Source organism: Methylobacterium oxalidis (assembly GCF_007992195.1).
GTDB lineage: Bacteria > Pseudomonadota > Alphaproteobacteria > Rhizobiales > Beijerinckiaceae > Methylobacterium > Methylobacterium oxalidis.
The window spans coordinates 95,020-115,303 of record NZ_BJZU01000005.1; the positions used below are offsets into that span (position 1 = coordinate 95,020).

12 protein-coding genes are annotated in these 20,284 nt (G+C 70.9%); 8 read left to right on the top strand and 4 right to left on the bottom strand.

Features of this window, described 5'->3' with window-relative positions:
- The first annotated feature begins 186 nt into the window (after nt 1–186).
- A complete protein-coding gene (locus tag MOX02_RS03195) occupies nt 187–3,072 on the top strand; it encodes an EAL domain-containing protein (RefSeq protein ID WP_147024280.1) in 2,886 nt (961 codons plus the stop codon).
- Nucleotides 3,073–3,092: 20 nt separating this feature from the next.
- On the opposite strand, the gene MOX02_RS03200 is transcribed toward MOX02_RS03195, so the two are convergent.
- Entirely contained in the window at nt 3,093–3,461 is a 369-nt protein-coding gene (locus tag MOX02_RS03200) for a response regulator (RefSeq protein WP_147024281.1), read from the bottom strand.
- Between the two features lie 344 nt (nt 3,462–3,805).
- Here MOX02_RS03200 and MOX02_RS03205 point away from each other — a divergent pair, with 344 nt between their 5' ends.
- The 3 genes from MOX02_RS03205 to MOX02_RS03215 all read left to right on the top strand — a co-directional run bounded on the left by MOX02_RS03205 (nt 3,806) and on the right by MOX02_RS03215 (nt 5,527).
- Entirely contained in the window at nt 3,806–4,144 is a 339-nt protein-coding gene (locus tag MOX02_RS03205; RefSeq protein ID WP_147024282.1) for a hypothetical protein, read from the top strand.
- A gap of 34 nt (nt 4,145–4,178) precedes the next feature.
- Nucleotides 4,179–5,108: a ferredoxin reductase domain-containing protein gene (locus MOX02_RS03210; protein WP_147024283.1), complete on the top strand. Its 930-nt coding sequence runs from the start codon at nt 4,179–4,181 to the stop codon at nt 5,106–5,108.
- Between the two features lie 80 nt (nt 5,109–5,188).
- Nucleotides 5,189–5,527 carry a hypothetical protein gene (locus MOX02_RS03215; protein WP_147024284.1) on the top strand — a complete coding sequence of 113 codons (339 nt, stop codon included), beginning with the start codon at nt 5,189–5,191 and terminating at the stop codon, nt 5,525–5,527.
- 36 nt (nt 5,528–5,563) lie between these two features.
- Here MOX02_RS03215 and MOX02_RS03220 read toward each other — a convergent pair whose 3' ends face one another.
- On the bottom strand, nt 5,564–8,086 hold the full coding sequence (locus MOX02_RS03220) for a glycogen/starch/alpha-glucan phosphorylase (RefSeq protein ID WP_147024285.1): 2,523 nt from the start codon (nt 8,084–8,086) through the stop codon (nt 5,564–5,566).
- A gap of 298 nt (nt 8,087–8,384) precedes the next feature.
- Here MOX02_RS03220 and MOX02_RS03225 point away from each other — a divergent pair, with 298 nt between their 5' ends.
- The 4 genes from MOX02_RS03225 (at nt 8,385) to MOX02_RS03240 (ending at nt 14,559) form a co-directional block, all read left to right on the top strand.
- Nucleotides 8,385–9,986, top strand: coding sequence for an alpha-amylase family glycosyl hydrolase (locus MOX02_RS03225; RefSeq protein WP_147024286.1), 1,602 nt, complete (start codon nt 8,385–8,387; stop codon nt 9,984–9,986).
- Between the two features lie 113 nt (nt 9,987–10,099).
- Nucleotides 10,100–11,701, top strand: coding sequence for a glycogen synthase GlgA (gene glgA / locus MOX02_RS03230; protein WP_147024287.1), 1,602 nt, complete (start codon nt 10,100–10,102; stop codon nt 11,699–11,701).
- A 76-nt stretch (nt 11,702–11,777) separates the two neighbouring features.
- Complete coding sequence (locus tag MOX02_RS03235; protein ID WP_147024288.1) at nt 11,778–13,571, top strand: methyl-accepting chemotaxis protein; 1,794 nt, start codon at nt 11,778–11,780, stop codon at nt 13,569–13,571.
- Between the two features lie 190 nt (nt 13,572–13,761).
- Complete coding sequence (locus MOX02_RS03240; RefSeq protein ID WP_170267637.1) at nt 13,762–14,559, top strand: GGDEF domain-containing protein; 798 nt, start codon at nt 13,762–13,764, stop codon at nt 14,557–14,559.
- 13 nt (nt 14,560–14,572) lie between these two features.
- Here MOX02_RS03240 and glgB read toward each other — a convergent pair whose 3' ends face one another.
- Both glgB and treS read right to left on the bottom strand, forming a co-directional pair.
- Nucleotides 14,573–16,873 (bottom strand): 1,4-alpha-glucan branching protein GlgB, encoded by a 2,301-nt coding sequence (glgB, locus tag MOX02_RS03245; RefSeq protein ID WP_147024290.1) that lies wholly within the window; start codon nt 16,871–16,873, stop codon nt 14,573–14,575.
- Nucleotides 16,874–16,886: 13 nt separating this feature from the next.
- On the bottom strand, nt 16,887–20,156 hold the full coding sequence (gene treS / locus MOX02_RS03250; protein ID WP_147024291.1) for a maltose alpha-D-glucosyltransferase: 3,270 nt from the start codon (nt 20,154–20,156) through the stop codon (nt 16,887–16,889).
- Between the last annotated feature and the right edge of the window lie 128 nt (nt 20,157–20,284).

A 20,284-nucleotide genomic window follows, 5' to 3' on the forward strand; every position in this document is an offset into this window, starting at 1 on the left:
CGCCCCGTCCCCAACTTGTTTTGGCCGCAAAAGCGCGCGATCGACTCGGCCCGGTGTCGCGGCAGGAAGCGGTGGGCGCCCTCTCCCGGCAGGGCTCCCGCGCCTTGCCCGCGGATCGGCCCGCCTCTACCACTGCCCGAAACCTGAGCCGTCTCGTCGCCGCCGCCCGGCCGGAACTCTCGCCCGTTGCGCATCCTCGCCACCGTTCTCGCCGCCCTCGTCACGGCCCTCGTCGGATCGCTGGTCCTGACCCCCTCCGCGCGTGCCGTGGAGGCGGTGCGGGTCACCCTCGACGCGCCGGTGATCGACCTGACGCCCATGATCGAGCGCTACCGCTCGGACGGCGACCTGATCCAGATCTCGACGGCGCCCGGCAAGGACGGGATCGTCCGCCGCATCGTGGTGAAGGCGCGGGATGCCGGCGCGCGCCCCGACTGGATGGTCTTCGCGCTCACCAACGACACCGACGAGCAGATCGACCGGCTCCTCGTCGCCCCGCATTTCCGCCTCGTCGGCTCGGGCGTGATCTGGCCGGACCTCGGCGGCTCGCGCATCGCCGCGATCACGGCGAGCCAGGGCATCCGCCCGGAGCGCGACGAGAACCCGGAGGCCGACCAGTTCGTCATCACCCTCGACCCCGGCACCACGGTGACCTTCGTGGCCGAGCTCCGGGGACCGAACATCCCGCAGGTCTACCTCTGGGACCAGGAGGCCTATCGCAAGAAGTCGACCGGCCTGACCCTCTACAAGGGGATCATCATCGGCATCGCGGGCCTGCTCGCCCTGTTCCTGACGATCATCTTCGTGGTCAAGGGCGCGATCATCTTCCCCGCCGCGGCCGCCCTCGCCTGGGCGGTGCTCGCCTACGCGTGCATCGATTTCGGCTTCCTGCAGCGGATCTTCCCCGTCACCGAGGTGGCCGAGCGGGTCTACCGGGCCTCCGCCGAGGCGATCCTCGGGGCCACGCTCCTCGTCTTCCTGTTCGCCTATCTCAACCTGGCCCGCTGGCACGTGCGCTACAGCCACGTCGCCTTCTTCTGGCTGGCCTTCCTGGCGGGGCTCGTCGGGCTCGCGGTGTTCGACCCGCCGGTGGCGGCGGGCGTCGCCCGCATCTCGATCGCGGCGGTGGCGGGGGTCGGCCTCCTCCTCATCGTCTACCTCGCCGCGCATAACGGCTACGACCGCGCCATCCTTCTCGTGCCGACCTGGGCGCTGCTCCTCGTCTGGGTGGTGGCGGCGGGCTTCGCCATCACGGGGCAGATTGGCTCGGACCTCGTGCAGCCGGCCCTCATCGGCGGCCTCGTCCTCGTCGTGATGCTGATCGGCTTCACGGTGATGCAGCACGCCTTCGCGGGCGGCGGCCTCACCCACGCCCTCGTCTCCGATACCGAGCGCCGGGCCCTGGCGCTCACCGGCGCCGGCGACGTGGTGTTCGACTGGGACGTGCCGGGCGACCGCGTCTTCGCCGGGCAGGAGATCGAGGGCCAGCTCGGCCTGAAGCGCGGGGCGCTCGAAGGGCCCGCCGCCAACTGGCTCAACCTCCTCCACCCCTTCGACATCGAGCGCTACTCGGCGGCCCTCGACACCGTGATCGAGGAGCGGCGCGGCCGCATCGTCCACGATTTCCGCCTGCGCGCCGCCTCGGGCGCCTATTTCTGGTACCGGCTCAAGGCCCGGCCGGTGATCGGCTCGGACGGCGAGGTGATCCGCATCGTCGGCACCATCGCCGACGTGACCGAGCTGAAGACCGCCGAGGAGCGGCTCCTGCACGATGCCGTGCACGACAGCCTCACCGGCCTGCCGAACCGCGAGCTGTTCGGCGACCGGCTCGACGCCGCGCTCGCCTTCGCGGGCCAGGACCCGCGCCTGAAGCCGACCGTGATCGTCCTCGACATCGACCGGTTCAAGGCGATCAACGACGCGATCGGGCTCTCGGCCGGCGACTCGATCTTGCTCACCCTGTCGCGCCGCCTCGGGCGGCTCCTGCGCCCGCAGGACACGCTGGCGCGCGTGGCGGGCGACGAGTTCGCCGTGATCCTCGTCTCGGAGCGCGATCCCGACCGGATCCTCGCCTTCGCCGAGATGATCCGCCGGGCCATCGCGACCCCGATCACCTACGCGGACCGCGAGATCTTCCTCACCGTCTCGCTCGGCATCGCGCTCCACGAGACCGGGGCGGCGCTGAAGCGGGACGAGGTCTTCAAGAACGCCGAGATCGCCATGGTCCAGGCCAAGCGCGGCGGCGGCGACCGCATCGAGGTGTTCCGCGCCCACATGCGCAACGAGCGCTCGGACCGGCTGATGCTGGAGAGCGACCTGCGCCGGGCGATCGAGCGCAACGAGATCAAGGTGCTGTTCCAGCCGATCGTCCGCCTGGAGGACCGCACCGTGGCGGGCTTCGAGGCTCTGCTGCGCTGGGACCACCCGAAGCTCGGCCGCATCCCGCCCTCGACCTTCATCCCGATCGCCGAGGAGAGCGGCTTCATCGTCAATCTCGGCATCTTCGCGATGGAGCGGACGGCGCTCGAACTCGCCGCCTGGCAGCGCTCCCTCGACGTGGAGCCGCCGATCTTCGCCAGCGTCAACGTCTCCTCGCGCCAGCTCCTGCGCCACGACCTCCTGCACGACGTGAAGACGGTGCTGGCCCGCTCGGGCGTGCTGCCGGGCTCGCTCAAGCTCGAGCTCACCGAGAGCCTCGTGATGGAGAACCCGGAATACGCCGCCCAGATGCTCGCCCGCATCCACGACCTCGGCGCGGGCCTCTCGCTCGACGATTTCGGCACGGGCTACTCGTCCCTGTCCTACCTGCAGCGCTTCCCCTTCGACACGATCAAGATCGACCAGTCCTTCGTGCGGCAGATAGCGTCCGGCAAGAGCGTGATCCTGCGCTCGATCGTCAAGATGGCGACCGAGCTCGGCCTCGCCATCGTGGCCGAGGGTGCGGAATCGGAGGCCGACGCGCAGGCGCTGGCCGAGCTCGGCTGCGAGTACGCGCAGGGCTACGCCTTCGGCGAGCCGATGACGATGCACCAGGCCCGCCAGCTCGTCGGCGCGGCGCCGGAAGCCGCCTGAAGAGGGGATGGAGCCGTGAGCTAGGCCGGCGCGCGCTCACAGAGCGTGGCCAGGGCCGCGACGAGGCGGCGGGCTTCCACGGGCTTGCGCTGGATCGGCAGGTCCGGCCAGGCGAGCCGCATCTCCCGGGGCAGCACGCCGGCCGTGCAGACGAGGATCGGCACGCGCGCCGCGATCAGCCGGTTGGCTGCGGGCGTGGCCTCGCCGTCGGCGAGGTTGAGATCGAGGATCGCCGCGTCGAGGCGCTCCTGCTCGATGATGCGGATCGCGTCGCGGTTCGTGCGCACGGGGCCCAGCACCTGCCCGTTCACGTCCTCGACGATGTCCATCAGCTCCATCGCGATCAGGATCTCGTCCTCGACGATGAGGACTCGCCGGCCAGTCAACATCGATCGCCCCCAAGCCTGCGCCTGAGCGAGCCGTCGCTCGGTCCGTGTCGTGCGGTAAGGTCGGGCCGGTCCCGGCTGCCGGCGCTCGCGCCCCGCCGCACGGGCGAGAACGAACCGGTGCGGCCAAGTCAGGATGCGGCGGGGGTCGCATCGCGTCAACGACGTTCGCGGGTTCCCGCCCGGCGCGGCGACGATTTATTTTTGCCGGCTCGCGGAACTTTCGAGCCGCGCCGACAGGCGTCTTCGACAATGCATTTAAACCTCCCTTAACCATGAATGGACAAGACTGATCGCGTTCGGTCGTGGCTCCCGCTCTCGGGGCCCGGCCCTGTGGGAGACGCGTGATGGCCGATGCGGCGCGGCGGATACGGGATGGCGGCGGGTCCGATGTCGTGCGGCGGCTGATCGCTCGGCCGATCCGCCTCGACGTGGCGCGGCTGGCTTCCTCGCCCGTGCCGCCGCCGGCGGCCGACGACGCTCCGGAGGAGGATGCGGACCTCGCCCGCCTGCGAGCCGAGATGACCGTGATGAAGGCGGTGCTGGAGGCCGAGCGCCGCGAGACCGCCAAACTGCGCGAGACGGTTCACCGCGTCGCCGGGCCCGAGCCGGTCGGCGACGAGGCCCGGGCCGTGCGCGACCGCTGGGCGACGCTTGTCGACGGGCTCCTCAACGCCCCGCGCTGATCCGCACCCGCTGCTCAACATTCAGGAGACGACCATGAGCGCCCGCTGCTCACTCGTCGTCAACGGCAAGTCCGTGCGCGTCTCCACCGGCGACACGCCGCTGGAGGCCGCGCTCGCCGAGGGGATGATCGCACCCGCCCAAGGGGTGCACGGTGCCGCCGCGCCCGGTCAGGCTTCCCAGCCGGCGCCGCGCCGCGTGCCGGGTCGCGGCCACCGCCCCGACATGACGAAGCTGCCGCTTCCCCGGCCTCAGCCCGCGATCGTGCTGCCGGAGGCGAGGGTCGTCGCCGCCGTCAAGCGCACGGGCGCGGTCTCGCAGGTCCGTACCCTCTCGCCGCACGTGGCCGAGATGGTCGTCACCGTGACGCGGCGCCTGCCGCTGGAGCCGGGCCACCAGGTCGTCCTCGCGGTCGAGGGCTTCGAGCCGCTGACCCTGTGCCCGACCCTGCGCGTCGACGGCTCGGCGGAGCTGAACGAGCTCGTGTTCCACCTTCCCCACGACCCGGCGGCGCCGGGCCTCGCCGCGGCGGCCGTCGGCGCTGCCGTGAAGGTGCGTGGGCCTGTCGGGCGCGCCCAGTACCGGCCCGGCGGCGGGCGCCTGATCCTCGTCTCGGACGGGCCCGGCTTCGGGCCGATCTGGTCCGTGGCGCGGGCGGCCCGCTACATCGAGCCGGCCCGGGACATGGCCGTCCTCGTCGGCGCCCGCGACCCGCTCGATCTCTACATGCGCCCGGCCCTCGACTGGCTGCGCGCCACCGGCATCGGGCGTGTCACCCTCGTGGCCGACCGCAGCCGCCAGCGGCCGCCGGACGTCCGCCCCGGCCCCCTCACCGCGCACGTGCCGCAGCTGCGCACCACGGACGTGGTGCACGTGGCGGGCTCCGCCTCGACGGTCGGCGCGGTGGAGGTGCTCGCCGCCGCCGCGGGCGCCCGCTGCTACCCGGTGCTCGTGCCGGACCCGTGAGCGGGCCGCGATCGGTCACGCGCGATTGACCCCGCCCTCGGGCCGGGGCACCCTTCCGGGCCGCCGAGGGGAGCCTCCGCATGCCGTTCGATTGCTCGGAAGCCAGACGGACCCGCATCCTGGCGGAGGAATTGCGGGATCTCGCCGAGACGCTCCGCGCGACCGCGCAGGACTCCCGGGATCTCGCCGCACGCGCCGAGGCGAAACAGGTGGCGGCCCGGGAAATGCTCGGGACCCTGTTCGTCACGCGGTCGGCCGAGCCTGTCGAGGCGATGGTGGTCGGCCTCGGCTACGCCTGCGAGCACAGCGCGGCCTACGGCGACCCTGCCGTCGACATGCTGATCCGGACGGCCCTCTACCTGGTCGGCCGGAAGATCGCCGCGGACGGGCTCGCCCTGGTGGACCGGACCCTGCACTGAAGCCCGCGCGCGGGCGGTGGCGCGCGGCCCTCCGCCTCAGCCGAGCTTCACCCGCCAGATCTCCTCGGCGTATTCCCGCATCGAGCGGTCGGAGGAGAACCAGCCCATCCGGGCGGTGTTGAGGATCGCCTTGCGCCACCAGCCGGCCGGGTCGTTGAAGGCGGCGTCGATCTCGCGCTGCGCCCGCCAGTAATCGTCGAAATCGGCGGTGAGCAGGTACTGGTCGCGGTGGCGCAGGTCGTCCACGATCGGCCGGAACCGGGACGGCTCCTCGGGCGAGAATCGGCCGGAGGCGATCATGTCGAGGGCCGCGGCGAGGCGCGGGGAGGCCCAGATCGCGTCGCGGGCGTAGTTCGGCACGGCCGAGCGGGCCTGCACCCCGGCCGCGTCGAGGCCGAAGATGAAGATGTTCTCCGGGCCGACATGCTGGCGGATCTCGATGTTGGCGCCGTCGAGCGTGCCGACCGTGAGCGCGCCGTTCAGCGCGAACTTCATGTTGCCGGTGCCCGACGCCTCCATGCCGGCGGTCGAGATCTGCTCGGAGAGGTCGGCGGCCGGGATGATCGCCTCGGCGAGGCTCACCGAGTAGTTCGGCAGGTACACGACCTTGAGGCGGTCGGCCACCTCGGGATCGTCGTTGACGGCCTTGGCCACGTCGCAGGCGAGCTTGATGATCAGCTTGGCCTGAGTGTAGCTCGGCGCCGCCTTGCCGCCGAAGATCTTGACCCGCGGCGTCCAGTCCCGGTGCGGCTCCGCCTTGATCGCCTGGTAGAGCGCCACCGTCTCGATGACGTTGAGGAGCTGGCGCTTGTACTCGTGGATTCGCTTCACCTGCACGTCGAACAGAGCGGCCGGGTCGATGTCGATGCCCGTGCGGTCGGCCACGATCTGCGCCAGCGCCTCCTTGCGGCCCCGGCGCATGGCGGCGTAGCGCGACACGAAGCCGGCGTCGCCCGCGAAGGCTTCGAGGCCGCGCAGAGCCTCCGGATCGTCGAGCACCCGCTCGCCCACCGCCTCGACGGCGAGGCGCGTCAGGCCCGGATTGGCGTTGTGGAGCCAGCGCCGGAAGGTGATGCCGTTCGTCTTGTTGACGATCTTCTCGGGCTCCAGCGCGTGCAGGTCGCGGAACACGGTGGAGCGCATCAGCTCCGTGTGCAGCGCCGAGACGCCGTTGACGCGCCGCGCCCCGTGGAAGGCGAGATGGCCCATGCGCACGCGCCGGCCGTGGCTCTCGTCGATGAGGGAGACGGCCGCGAGATGGGCCGCGTCGTGGTTGCCCTGCTTGCCCTGCTCCTCGAGGTGCATCCAGTTGATCAGGTAGATGATCTGCATGTGGCGCGGCAGCAGCCGCTCCATCAGCTCCACCGGCCAGGTCTCCAGGGCCTCGGGCAGGAGGGTGTGGTTCGTGTAGTTCAGCGTGTTGCTGGTGACGTGCCAGGCGTCCTCCCAGCTCAGGTGATGATCCTCGAGGAGGAGGCGCATCAGCTCCGGCACGGCGATGGCCGGGTGCGTATCGTTGAGCTGGATCGCGGCGTGGTCGTGCAGGCTGCGCACGTCGCCCCGCTCCGCCACGTGCCGGCGCAGCAGGTCCTGCAGCGATGCGGAGGTGAAGAAGTACTCCTGGCGCAAGCGCAGTTCCTGGCCGGCCATCGAGGAATCGCTCGGGTAGAGCACCCGCGAGATCGCCTCGGCGCGGGCGCGGCTCGCCACGGCGCCGACGTGGTCGCCGCCGTTGAACTGGCCGAGATCCACCGGCGCCTCGGCCTCCGCCTTCCAGAGGCGCAGGATGTTGACGTGGCTGCCGCGCCAGCCCACCACCGGGACGTCGTGGGCGACGGCGCGCACCGTCTCGACCGGGTGCCACTGCCGCCGGATCACGCCCTCGGAGACCGCCGACATGGTGACGTGCCCGCCGAAGCCCACGGTGTAGGTGGCCTCGGGCCGCACGAACTCCCAGGGGTTGCCCTCCGCGAGCCAGGTCTCGGGCGCCTCGCGCTGCCAGCCGTCCTCCAGCGACTGCCGGAACAGGCCGTGGTCGTAGCGGATGCCGTAGCCGATCGCCGGCAGCCCCAGGCTCGCCATGCTCTCCATGAAGCAGGCGGCGAGCCGACCGAGGCCGCCGTTGCCGAGCGCGGCGTCCGGCTCCGCACCCTCGACCGTGCCGAGATCGACGCCGAGCTCGGCCAGCGCCGCACGGGTCGTCTCCACGAGGCCGAGGTTGTTCATGGCGTCCGACAGGAGGCGCCCGATCAGGAATTCGAGGGAGAGATAGTAGACGCGCTTGTTCGGCACCGGCTCGCCGGCCTGGACGCAGGCGTCGACGATGCGGTCGCGCAGGGCGAGGGCGGTGGCCGCGAACCAGTCGCGCTCGCGGGCGGTGGCCGGGCTCTTGCCGATTCCGTAGGCGAGCTTGGCGAGGATCGCCTCGCGCAGGTCGGTCACCGCGTCGCCGGAGGCTGCGCGGACCGGCGCGGTCCGGGCCGGCACGGTCGGATGGGAGGACGCTGCGGCGCCCTTGTCCTCGGCCCTCTGAAAGGCGCTCAGAACTTCGTTCAGCACGTGGTATCCCCCATTCGCGGCTGCTTGCGCGAGAACCCAGCCCCGGACCTCGCCCGCTTCTTCCGGCGGTGGTCGGCCCGGTTCGTGGAACCTGACATCGTGAGTCCGCGCGGCAGCCCTGTCGAGAGGCCGGAGCAGCATCCGCCCGCGACGACGAGCGACCTGTCCCCGCCCTGTGACCGCACGGACACAGACAGGAGCCTGCACGCAAAACCCGTCATCAATTTGGCGCGACGCTCTTGAAGAGAAGCTGAATGAGGCAAGGTCCGGCGGGCGCGGCCTTCAGGAGAGACGACGCATGAGCGGTTCCGTCTGCAGCCCATCGGTCTGGTGGAAGAGCGGCACCGTCTATCAGGTCTACCCGCGCTCCTTCCAGGACGCGAACGGCGACGGGATCGGCGACCTGCGCGGCATCACGAGCCGCCTCGACTACATCGCGTGGCTCGGCGTCGACGCGCTCTGGATCTCGCCGATCTACCCCTCGCCGATGGCGGATTTCGGCTACGACGTGGCCGATTACTGCGGCATCGACCCGATCTTCGGCACGCTGGAGGATTTCGACGTCCTCGTGGCCGAGGCGCACCGCCGTCGCCTCAAGGTCATCCTCGACTTCGTGCCGAACCACTCCTCGATCGCGCATCCCTGGTTCGCGGAGGCCCGCGCCTCGCGCAAGAACCCGCGGCGCGATTGGTACATCTGGCGGGATCCCGCCCCGGACGGCGGGCCGCCGAACAACTGGCTCAGCAATTTCGGCGGACCGGCCTGGACCTTGGACGAGACGACCGGCCAGTACTACTACCACGCCTTCCTGCGCGAGCAGCCGGACCTGAACTGGCGCAACCCCGCCGTGCGGGCCGCGATGCACGACGTGCTCCGCTTCTGGCTGGAGCGCGGCGTCGACGGCTTCCGCGTCGACGTGATCTGGCACCTGATCAAGGACGAGGGCTTCCGCGACAATCCGGAGAACCCGGATTTCCTGCCCCACCAGCCCGAGATCAACCGCTTCGCGCAAGTCTACTCGGCCGACAGGCCGGAGGTGTTCGAGGTCATCGCCGGCATGCGCCAAGTGCTGGCGCCCTATGGCGACCGGGTCCTGATCGGCGAGATCTACCTGCCGATGGAGCGGCTCGTGGCCTATTACGGCTCGGACCTCGACTGCGCCGACCTGCCCTTCAACTTCCAACTCATCCAGACGCCCTGGCGGGCCGACGCGGTGGTCGATCTCGTGGAGAACTACGAGGCGGCGCTGCCGCCCGGCGGCTGGCCGAATTGGGTGCTCGGCAACCACGACCAGCCCCGCATCGCCGCACGGATCGGGCTGCCCCAGGCCCGCATCGCCGCGATGCTGCTGCTCACGCTGCGCGGCACGCCCACCCTCTACTACGGCGACGAGATCGGCCTCGACCACGTCTCGGTCCCGCCCGAGCGCGTGCAGGACCCCTGGGAGCGCAACGAGCCGGGCCACGGCCGCGACCCGGAGCGCACCCCGATGCAGTGGGACGCCGGCCCCTACGCCGGCTTCTCCACCGTCGAGCCGTGGCTGCCGCTCTCGGCAGACGCCGCGGCGCGCAACGTCGACGAGATGTGCGACGCCGCCGACTCGATCCTGACCCTCTACCGCCGCCTGCTCGGCCTGCGCCGCGAGCACGCCGCACTCTCGGTGGGCAGCTACCGAACCGTGGGCCTCGGCGTCGAGGAGATCTACGCCTACGAGCGCTGCGAGGGCGAGGCGACGATCCGCGTGATCCTGAACTTCGGCGGCGGCGCCCACGACCTGCCGCTGCCCGAGGCCAGCACCTGGACGGTGCTGCTGTCGAGCCGCGCCGGCCGGGCCGGGGCGCGGGAGGCTGGCAGCGTGGCGCTGGGGCCCGCCGAGGGCCTCATCCTGCTGCGAGGATGAGCCATTTGCTGCGATGCGGTGCCACAGAGCGCCGCTCTCAAGGAAACGTTAACCGAGTCCGTGGCGTGACTTGTGCATTGCAGCGGAACAGGCGCCGCCAAGGAAGTTTCACGATGTCGACGTCGGTCGCGGGCACGGGCGCCCGCCAGGAGCATCTGGCTCGCCGTGGGGAGGCTCCGATAGCCTATGCCGGTCTGGTCGCCCCCCCGCGATCCGGTGCGCCGAACCCGCACGCCGATCTCCGCGCCGCACTCCCCGACCTTCGCGCCTCGCTGCAGCCCCGCATCCTCTACGCCACGCCGGAGATGGCGGATTTCGTCAAGACCGGGGGGCTCGGCGAGGTCGCGGGCGCCCTGCCCCGGGCGCTGCGCCGGCACTTCGATGTGCGCGTGCTCATCCCCGGCTACCGGCAGGTGCTCGACGCCTTCCCCGACATCCCGGTCGTGGCGCGGCTCGAGGCGCAGGCCGGCGTGCCGCCCTGCGATCTCGGCCTCGTCGAGGCCGGCGACGGGCTGCGCATCTACGTCCTCCTGAGCCCGGATCTCTACGACCGCGACGGCACGCCCTACGGCACCGCGGCCGGCGACTTTCCCGACAACGACCTGCGCTTCGCGCGCCTCGGCCTCGCCGCCGCCGAGATCGCCCTCGGGGCCGACCCGACCTGGGCCGCGGATCTCCTGCACCTGAACGACTGGCAGGCGGCCCTGGCGCCGGCCTACCTCGCCTGGCGCTCGGTGCGGGTGCCGAGCGTGCTCACGGTCCACAATCTCGCCTACCAGGGGCTCTTCCCGCGCGAGAACCTCGCCCGCCTCGGCGTGCCCGAGCACGCCTTCCAGATCGACGGCGTCGAGTTCTACGGGCAGCTCTCGTTCCTGAAGGCCGGCCTCTACTACGCCTCGCACGTCACCACCGTGAGCGAGACCTACGCCCGCGAGATCACGACGCCGGAATCCGGCTGCGGCCTCGACGGGCTCTTGCGCACCCGCGCCGGCCAGGGCCGCCTCACCGGAATCCTCAACGGCATCGACGAGAGCTGGGACCCGCGCACCGACCCGCACCTCGCCATCCGCTTCGAGGCCGACGACTGGAAGGGCAAGCGCGCCAACGCCGAGTCGGTGCGGCGCCAGTTCGGCCTCGCGATCTCGCGGGGGCCCCTCTTCGCCATCGTCTCGCGCCTCGTCCACCAGAAGGGCATCGATCTCTCGATCCAGGCCGCCGAGACCATCGTGGCCGAGGGCGGCCAGCTCGTGGTGATCGGTCAGGGCGAGCGCCGCTTCGAGGACGCCCTGCGGGGCCTCGCCCTCCGGCACCCGGAGGCGGTCGGCGTGCATGTGGGCTTCGCGGAGACCGACGCGCGCCGCATGTTCGCGGGCAGCGACTTCCTGCTGATGCCCTCCCGCTTCGAGCCCTGCGGCCTCGCCCAGATGTACGCCCAGCGCTTCGGCTCGCTGCCGATCGTGCGTCGGACGGGCGGCCTCGCCGACACGGTGGAGGACGGCGTCACGGGCTTCACCTTCTCGGACACCTCGGCGCGCGGCTTCGTCGGCGCCGTCCGCCGCGCCCTCGATACCTTCGCCGAGAAGCGGCGCCTCAACGCCATGCGCCGCAACGCGATGTCGAAGAGCTTCGGCTGGGGCGAGGCGGCGACGAACTACACCGCCCTCTACACGCGCGCCTTCGGCAACAACGCGGCCCTGCGCTGGCGCGCGGCCTGACGCGCCGATCTCCGGCAGATAAGACAAAATTGAGGGATCTATTCCTTAATGCTCCCGAGATCGGGAGTATAGTGACATGGGACGTCTGGTTCGATCCTTCGCCGGACTGTGCATTGCAAGTATAGTTTCAGGTGCAACTCTTGCTGGCGCCATCCACGCTTATGGTGGCGCGAACGCGCGCGTCGCCCGCGCCCATGAGAACCGGCTGCACTCGCTGCTCCTCGCCGATGAGATCCGGCAGAGTTCCGACGACCTGACGCGTCTGGGGCGGACCTACGTGGTCACGGGCGATGCGGCCTGGAAGCGGCAGTACCAGGACGTTTTGGATATCCGCTCCGGCCGCAAGCCGCGGCCTCAGGAGTATCACCGGATCTACTGGGACCTCGTGGCGGGCGGCGAGGCGAAGCCGCGCCCGGACGGCGAGCCGGTCCCGGTCGGGACGCTGATGGAGCAACTCGGCTTCAGTCGCCAGGAAATCGACAAGCTCGCGGAGTCGGTGCGCAACTCGGACGGCCTCGTGAGGCTCGAGATCGAGGCGATGAACCTCGTCGAGGGCAAGGACTCCAAGGGTGAGCCGATCGCCGGCTGGGAGCGCCCCCCGGCGCTGCTCCGCGCCGCCGCGCTCGTCCACTCGCCGGAGTACCACCGCTTCAAGGCCGAGATCATGCGACCGCTGGACCAGTTCTACGTGCTGCTCCAGACGCGCACGAGCGAGACGGTCGCGCGCGACGAGGCCGAGGCGGCCTTCTGGTACCGGATCGTGCTCGCGACACTCGCCCTCACGGTGGCGTCCGTGCTGGCGCTCGGCTGGTTCGCCTACCGGGCCCTCGTCCGCGGCTACGCCGCGGTCGGAGAGGCGATGGCGGCGGTGGCCCGGGGCGATTACCGATCCACGATCCCCGGCCGCGGCAGGCCGGACGAGGTGGGCGAGATGGCGCGCCGGCTGGAAGCGCTTCAGGAGGGGCTCGCTCGCGCCGAGGTGGAGCGGCGCTCGCAGGAAGGGGCTGCCCAGGAGCGGGCGCGCCGGGCCGGCACGAGCGCGATGGCCGACGGGTTCGAGGCGAGCGTCGGGTCGATCGTCGGCAGGCTCACCGCCTCCGCCGGGGAACTCCAGAACACCGCCAGGACAATGAGCGAGACCGCGTCGGAGGCGACGAACCGATCCGCTACGGTGGCGTCGGCCGCGGGCGAGGCCTCGGCGCACGTGGGCAGCGTAGCCACGGCCGCCGAGCAACTCAGCGCTTCCGTCGGCGAGATCGCCCGCCAGGTGGAGGGCTCCGCGGCCCTTGCCCGGGCGGCGGTGGCGGAGGCCGGCCGCACGGCCTCCCTCGTCCGCGACCTCAGCAGCGCGGCGACGCAGGTCGGCGACGTCGTCTCGATGATCTCGGCGATCGCCGGCCAGACCAACCTCCTGGCCCTCAACGCGACCATCGAGGCGGCGCGGGCCGGCGAGGCCGGCCGCGGCTTCGCCGTCGTCGCATCGGAGGTGAAGGAGCTCGCCCACCAGACGTCGCGCTCGACGGAGGAGATCCGGCGCCAGATCGGTGGCATCCAGGAGGCCACGCAGCAGGCGGTCGCGGCCATCGGCGGCATCGGAACCCGCATCGAGGAGATGAGCGCCGTCTCGGCGAGCATAGCCTGCGCGGTCGAGGAACAGGGCGCGGCGACCCGGGAGATCGTGCGCGGTGTGGCTCAGGCCGCCGCCGGCACCGGCGCGGTCAGCGCCAACATCGCGGGTGTCGCGGGCGCGGCCGAGGATACGGGCGCTGCGGCGACGCAGGTCCTGACCTCGGCCTCCGACCTGTCGCGGCAGTCGGAGCATCTCGGTGCGGAGGTCGCCCGCTTCCTGGCGGGCGTGCGCGCCGCCTGAACTCGACCCGCCGCGCTCAGGAACGGCGCGCCGGGGCGCCGCCGGGCCTCGGGCCGCCTCCGGGCGAAGAAGAGCATTTTCGGTTCTCCTCCTGCCCGGAAATCCGGCCCGACGCTTACGGATTCTTCGAACGGAATCCGCTTCGATGTGCGGTGTCGGGCCTCAGGGAGGGGCGCCGGAGGCTCGCGACATGCTCGACTTCGACCGCCTCCTGCCCGCCCTTCGCATAAGGTCCGGCCAGCACGTCCTGGCGTGGACCGCGGCGGCCACCGCGATCTCGGTCGCCGCGCCGGTCTGCGCTCTCGCCGTCGCCCTGTCCGCGATCGATTTCGGGCCCGTGCAGTTCTGGGGAATCCTGGCAGTCTGCGCGGCGATACCGCTCCTGATCGCGCCGCCGGTCGCGCTGTTCCTCCTGAGCATGATGCGGCTCATCACCATCACGGTCGAGCGCATCGACCATTACGTCCAATTCGATACCCTGACCGGCGTCCTCACCCGCGCCTATCTCCTCGGCCGGATCCGCGGCGCGCTCCCGAGCGGGGGCGCCTTCCTGATGGTCGACGCCGACCACTTCAAGGCGATCAACGACACCTACGGCCACGATGTCGGCGACGAGGCGCTGAAGCGCATCGCGGAGGTGCTACGCGCCACCACCCACGCGGAGAGCTTCGTCGGGCGGCTCGGCGGCGAGGAGTTCGGCGTGTTCCTGCCCGGCGCCGACGATGCGCGCGCCGCCGCCGTGGCCTCCGCCCTGTGCGCGGCGATGCGCGCCTCCGGCGAAGTGGTCGCGGGGCACCCGCTGCACCTGACGATCAGCATCGGCGGGGCCTCGCACCTGCGCACCGACCCGCTGGAGCGGACGATGAAGCTCGCCGACGCCGCCCTCTACCGGGCCAAGCGCAACGGACGGGACCGGTTCTACATCGCCGCCGCCACCGACACGATGCCGGCGCTCATCCTGCAGTCGGATGCGGCGCCGGCGCCGTGAGGCGGGCCTTCCGTCACGCCTCCAGCACGAAGATCATGGTCGCGAGCGGCGGCAGCCTCAGGCAGAGCGAGTGCGCCTGCCCGTGGCTCTCGCCGGCCTCGGCGCAGAGCCCGCCCATGTTCCCGACATTCGAGCCGCCGTAGACCTCGGCGTCCGAATTGAACGCCTCCCGGTAGAAGCCGCCGGTCGGCACGCCGATCCGGTAGCCCTCGCGCACGACGGGGGTGAAGTTCGAGACGACGATCGCGACCTCGTTCGGCTGCTTGCCCTTGCGCGCCCAGGCGATGACGCTGTTGTCCTGATCGTCCGCCACGAGCCACTGGAAGCCGGCCGGCTCGACGTCGCGGCTGTAGAGGGCGGGCGTCGACACGTAGAGGTGGTTGAGGTCGCGGATCACGTCCTTGACGCCGGCGTGGAGCGGGTCGTCGAGGAGGTGCCAGTCGAGCGACTGGTTGTGGTTCCACTCCCGCTCCTGGCCGAACTCGCCGCCCATGAAGAGCAGCTTCTTGCCCGGGTGGCCCCACATGAAGCCGTAATAGGCCCGCAGGTTCGCGAATTTCTGCCAGCGGTCGCCCGGCATCTTGCCGAGCATCGAACCCTTCCCGTGCACGACCTCGTCGTGGGACAGCGGCAGGATGAAGTTCTCGGAGAAGGCGTAGAGCAGGCCGAAGGTCAGGTCGTGGTGGTGATAGCGCCGGTGGATCGGCTCCTTCGAGATGAACTGCAGGGTGTCGTGCATCCACCCCATGTTCCACTTGAAGCCGAAGCCGAGGCCGCCCGTGTAGGTCGGGTGCGAGACGCCGGGCCAGGATGTCGATTCCTCGGCCACCGTCATGGTGCCTGGGGCGTGGCTGTAGGTCGCCTCGTTGGTCTTTCTCAGGAAGTGGATGGCGTCGAGGTTCTCGTTGCCGCCGTACTGGTTCGGGATCCACTCGCCCGCGCGCCGCGAGTAGTCGAGGTAGAGCATCGAGGCCACCGCATCCACGCGCAGGCCGTCGAGATGGTAGTGCTCCAGCCAGAAGCGGGCGTTGGCGGCGAGGAAGGTCGCGACCTCGGTGCGCCCGAAATTGTAGATGTAGGTGCCCCAGTCCTGGTGGAAGCCCTGGCGCGGGTCGGCGTGCTCGTAGAGGTGGGTGCCGTCGAACTGGCCGAGGCCGTGCGCGTCGAGCGGGAAGTGGCCGGGCACCCAGTCGAGCAGGATGCCGATGCCGGCCTCGTGCGCCGCGTTGACGAAGTGCACGAAGTCGTCGGGCGAGCCGAAGCGGCTCGTCGGCGCGAACAGCGAGACGGGCTGGTAGCCCCAGGACCCGTCGAACGGGTGCTCGGTGATCGGCAGCAGTTCGATATGGGTGAAGCCCATCTCCTTCACGTAGGGGATGAGGCGGGCCGCGAGCTCCTTGTAGGTCAGGTAGCGGTTGCCCTCGTCGGGCACCCGCGCCCAGGAGCCGAGATGGACCTCGTAGATCGAGATCGCGGAGTGGCGCGGGTCCTTCTGGCCGCGGCGTCCCATCCACTCGGCGTCGTGCCAGGCCGGCTCGCCGAGGCCGTGCAGCACGGAGGCCGTCTCGGGCGGCTGCTGGGCGGCGAAGGCGACCGGGTCCGCCTTCAGGGGGAGGAGCGCGCCGTCCGGCCCGCGCACCTCGTACTTGTAGGTCGCGCCGGCCTTGAGGCCGGGGACGAACAGCTCCCAGATCCCGCCGTCCTGCCACAGGCGCATCGGGTGGCGGCGCCCGTCCCAGTCGTTGAACTCGCCGACGACGCTGACCCGCCGCGCGTTCGGCGCCCAGACCGCGAAGCGGAACCCGTCGATGCCGTCGAGCTTGCCCGCCTGCGCCCCGAGCACGCGGTAGACGACGTTGGTGCCGACCTCGCGCAGGGTGTTGACGTCGTGCTGCTCCAGCGACGAGCCGAAGCTGTAGGGGTCGTAGCGGCGGTGCTTCTGCCCGTCCCAGGACTCCACCTCGATCTCGTAGAGCGGGCGCCCCTCGGCCGGAGCCTTCGCCACGAAGAACCCGTCCGGGTGGCGCCGCTCGAAGGGGATCCGTGCGTCGCCGACGAGGAGCGTCGCGGCCTTCGCCTCGGGCAGCACGGCGCGCACCTCCCAGGTCTTCGGGCCGACCTGATGCGGCCCGAGCACGGAGAAGGCGTCGCCGTGGCTCGCCGCCATCACGGCGGCGATGGCGTCCGGGTGGACCGTCCGGCCCTCATCGGCCGGCTTGCCGGTTCTCGGGGCGGAAGGCGGGACCTCGGCCGGACGAGCCGCGCCCGTGGATGGAGCGGCCTTGGTCGCGAAGGTCTCGTCGATGCCCGTCATTCACATGCCTCTCTCAGCTTCGCCCGAACTTGGCTTCGTCCAGAATGTTGAGAACCCCACGGGCCGGGATTTCGATCCAGTCCGGCCGGTTGTTGGCCTCGTAATCGACCTCGTAGAGCGCCTTGGTCAGGAGGCAGAGGCGCAGGAGGCGCGCCTGCGTCTCGGGGTCGGTGACGGCCGCCCGGCTCTCGCGGACGGCGGTCTCGTAGCCTTCCAGGAAGGCTGCATCGATCATGCCGCGCCACGCGATCGAGGCGTTGCGGGCCCGCTCCTCGGAATCGGCGAAGCGGCTCGCGATCTCGCGGGTCACGGTCTCGGCGCCGTAGGCGAAGGAGCGCAGCATGCCGGCCACGTCGCGCAGCGGCGTCGACTTCGCCCTGCGCTCGTCGGCCGGCCGCGAGGGCTCGCCCTCGAAGTCGACGATGATCAGGTCGCCCTCCGAGGCGAGCACCTGGCCGAGATGGTAGTCGCCGTGGATGCGGGTCTTCCAGGCGCCCCGCGGCGCCTCGGCGGTGAGGCTCTCGACCAGCGCCTCCACCTCGCCCCGGCGCGCGGCGAGGGCCGCGCTCGCGGGCCGGCCGGCGTCGAGGCCGCGCTCGGCCATCGCGGAGAGGCCGCGGAAGGCCCGCTCCGCCTGGTGGCGCGCGTCGCGGCCGAGGACGTCGAGATCCTCCGCCGTGAAGGGCTCGGCCGCGAAGGCCGGGTCCGGCGTCTCGATCGCGAAGGCGTTGTGCATCTCCGCCGTGCGGCGGCCCAGGAGCTCGGCCCAGCGCAGGTGGGCGTTGAACGCCTCCTCCGGCGTGGGCGCCTCGCTCTCGGGCGCGAGCACCACGGTGTCGAAGTCGCGACGCAGGCCCTCCAGCATCAGGGTCCAGGCGTCGCCCTGGTTGAGCACGTAGCTCTGGAGCAGGGCGAGCGCGGTGCGCGTGCCGTCGGGGGCGACGTGCTCCAGCGTGCCGAGCAGCGCCGGCGTGTTCGCGAATTGCGCCGTCTCGGTGAGGAAGCGGCCGACCTCGATCTCCGGGTGCATGCCGGGCTGGAGCCGGCGGAGGAGCTTGAGCATCATCTTCGCGCCGATGGCGATCGAGGTGTTGCTCTGCTCCGCCGAGAGGCGGCGGACCTCGCCCTCCTCGAAGGGCAGGTCCCGGTCGAAGGCCGAGGTCGCCCGGAAGACGAGCGTGCCGGTCTCGGTCGGGATCTCGCGGCCCGCACGCATGCTCTCCACGAGGCTGACCGTGAAAGCGGGCGAGGCGGCCGCGCCGTAGAGGAGGCCGAGCCGCGGGCCGCGGCGGACCCGGGCGACCGCGTGGAGCATCAGCGCCTCGTCCTCGCGGCCCTCGTCGACGCCGACCGGCACGAAGTATTCCTGGCGCTCGCCGTTCGCGAGCTGCACGGCCACCCGCGGCAGCAGGAACTTCGCCTCGCCGGTGCCGTCCTTCAGCGCTGCGAAGTCCGTGACCTGGACCGCCTTGATGCGCGAGCCCTTGGCGCCGAACCAGCGGCGGCTCGCGATGAAGGGCGGCACCACGGTCCGCTCGAAGGCGGTGCGCTCGCGGCCCGCCATCAGGGTCTCGATGCCGCCGGTGAGGACGAGGGTGAACAGCTCCGGCGCCTCGGGCTGCGGCCCGACCGCGCCGGCATTCGCCGCGCTCAGGGTGAACCAGTAGAAGCCGTAGGAGGGCAGCGTCAGGAGGTAGGGCAACTCGCCGATCGGCGGGAATTCGGTGCCGCCGGTGAGCTCGATCGGCACGGCGCTCCTCAGCTCGGAGAGGTCGAGCTGCACGGCCTGGGGCGCGCGCGAGAGGTTGGCCACGCACAGCACCCGCTCGCCCTCGAACTCGCGGATCCAGGCCAGCACCTTGCGGTTGCCCGGGTAGAGGAACTGCATCGTGCCGCGGCCGAGCGCGACGCTGTTGTTGCGGATCGCGATCATGCGCCGCGTCCAGTTCAGCAGGCTCGTCTGCGACTGGGTCTGCGCCTCGACGTTGATCGCGTCGAAGCCGTAGATCGGGTCCTGGATCGCGGGCAGGAACAGCCTCTGCGGGTTCGCCCGGGAGAAGCCGCCGTTGCGGTCGGGCGTCCACTGCATCGGCGTGCGCACGCCGTCGCGGTCACCGAGATAGATGTTGTCGCCCATGCCGATCTCGTCGCCGTAGTAGAGGACCGGCGTGCCGGGCATCGACAGGACGAGGGACTTCATCAGCTCGATCTTGCGCCGGTCGTTCTCCAGCAGCGGCGCGAGGCGGCGGCGGATGCCGAGGTTGATGCGGGCCCGGCGCTCCGCGGCGTAGAACGACCAGAGGTAGTCGCGCTCCTCGGCGGTGACCATCTCGAGCGTCAGCTCGTCGTGGTTGCGCAGGAAGATCGCCCACTGGCAGCCCTCCGGGATCTCCGGGGTCTGGCGCATGATGTCGGTGATCGGGTGCCGATCCTCACGGGCGATCGCCATGTACATGCGCGGCATCAGCGGGAAGTGGAACGCCATGTGGCACTCGTCACCGTCGCCGAAATACTGAGCCGTCTCCTCGGGCCATTGGTTGGCCTCGGCGAGCAGCATCCGGTCCGGGTAGCTCGCGTCGAGCGCCGCGCGGATCTTCTTGATGACGACGTGGGTCTCGGCGAGGTTCTCGCAGTTCGTGCCGTCGCGCTCGATCAGGTAGGGGATCGCGTCGAGGCGCAGCCCGTCGACGCCCATGTCGAGCCAGTAGCGCATCACCTCGATGACGGCCTCGAGCACGGCCGGGTTGTCGAAGTTGAGGTCCGGCTGGTGCGAGTAGAAGCGGTGCCAGAAATACTGCTTGGCGACCGGGTCCCAGGTCCAGTTCGAGGCCTCCGTGTCGAGGAAGATGATGCGCGTGTCGCCGTAGGGCTCGTCCGTGTCCGACCAGACGTAGAAGTCGCGCTCGGGCGAGCCGGGAGGCGCCTCGCGGGCGCGCTGGAACCAGGGGTGCTGGTCCGAGGTGTGATTGATGACGAGCTCGGTGATGACGCGCAGGCCGCGCTCGTGAGCCGCCTCCACGAAGCGCCGGAAGGCGTCCATGTCGCCGTAGGAGGCATTGATGTCCCGGTAATCCGCGATGTCGTAGCCGTCGTCGCGCAGGGGCGAGGGGTAGAAAGGCATCAGCCAGATCGCCGTGACGCCGAGATCGCGCACGTAGTCGAGCTTCTGGGTCAGGCCCTCGAAGTCGCCGATCCCGTCGTTGTTCGAGTCGAAGAACGACTTGACGTGGATCTGGTAGATGATGGCGTCACGGTACCACTGCGGATCGCTGCGATCGATCATCGCGTCGCTGCCTCATGAAACGGAACTTGGGGCGTTCTGGCTTCCGCACGACGGGGTCGGTCGGTCCGTGAACGGTCGGCGGGGCTTTCCACCCCATCATCTTGGCGACAGCGCGACGGCAGGCGCCG

Excerpts from the sequence above, each read along its gene's own strand:
- MOX02_RS03225 (WP_147024286.1), top strand. The coding sequence starts at position 8,385 with ATGAGCGGTTCCGTCTGCAGCCCATCGGTCTGGTGGAAGAGCGGCACC.
- treS (WP_147024291.1), bottom strand. The coding sequence starts at position 20,156 with ATGATCGATCGCAGCGATCCGCAGTGGTACCGTGACGCCATCATCTAC.
- MOX02_RS03215 (WP_147024284.1), top strand. The coding sequence starts at position 5,189 with ATGCCGTTCGATTGCTCGGAAGCCAGACGGACCCGCATCCTGGCGGAG.
- MOX02_RS03235 (WP_147024288.1), top strand. The coding sequence starts at position 11,778 with ATGGGACGTCTGGTTCGATCCTTCGCCGGACTGTGCATTGCAAGTATA.
- MOX02_RS03240 (WP_170267637.1), top strand. The coding sequence starts at position 13,762 with ATGCTCGACTTCGACCGCCTCCTGCCCGCCCTTCGCATAAGGTCCGGC.
- MOX02_RS03210 (WP_147024283.1), top strand. The coding sequence starts at position 4,179 with ATGAGCGCCCGCTGCTCACTCGTCGTCAACGGCAAGTCCGTGCGCGTC.
- glgA (WP_147024287.1), top strand. The coding sequence starts at position 10,100 with ATGTCGACGTCGGTCGCGGGCACGGGCGCCCGCCAGGAGCATCTGGCT.
- glgB (WP_147024290.1), bottom strand. The coding sequence starts at position 16,873 with ATGACGGGCATCGACGAGACCTTCGCGACCAAGGCCGCTCCATCCACG.
- MOX02_RS03205 (WP_147024282.1), top strand. The coding sequence starts at position 3,806 with ATGGCCGATGCGGCGCGGCGGATACGGGATGGCGGCGGGTCCGATGTC.
- MOX02_RS03200 (WP_147024281.1), bottom strand. The coding sequence starts at position 3,461 with ATGTTGACTGGCCGGCGAGTCCTCATCGTCGAGGACGAGATCCTGATC.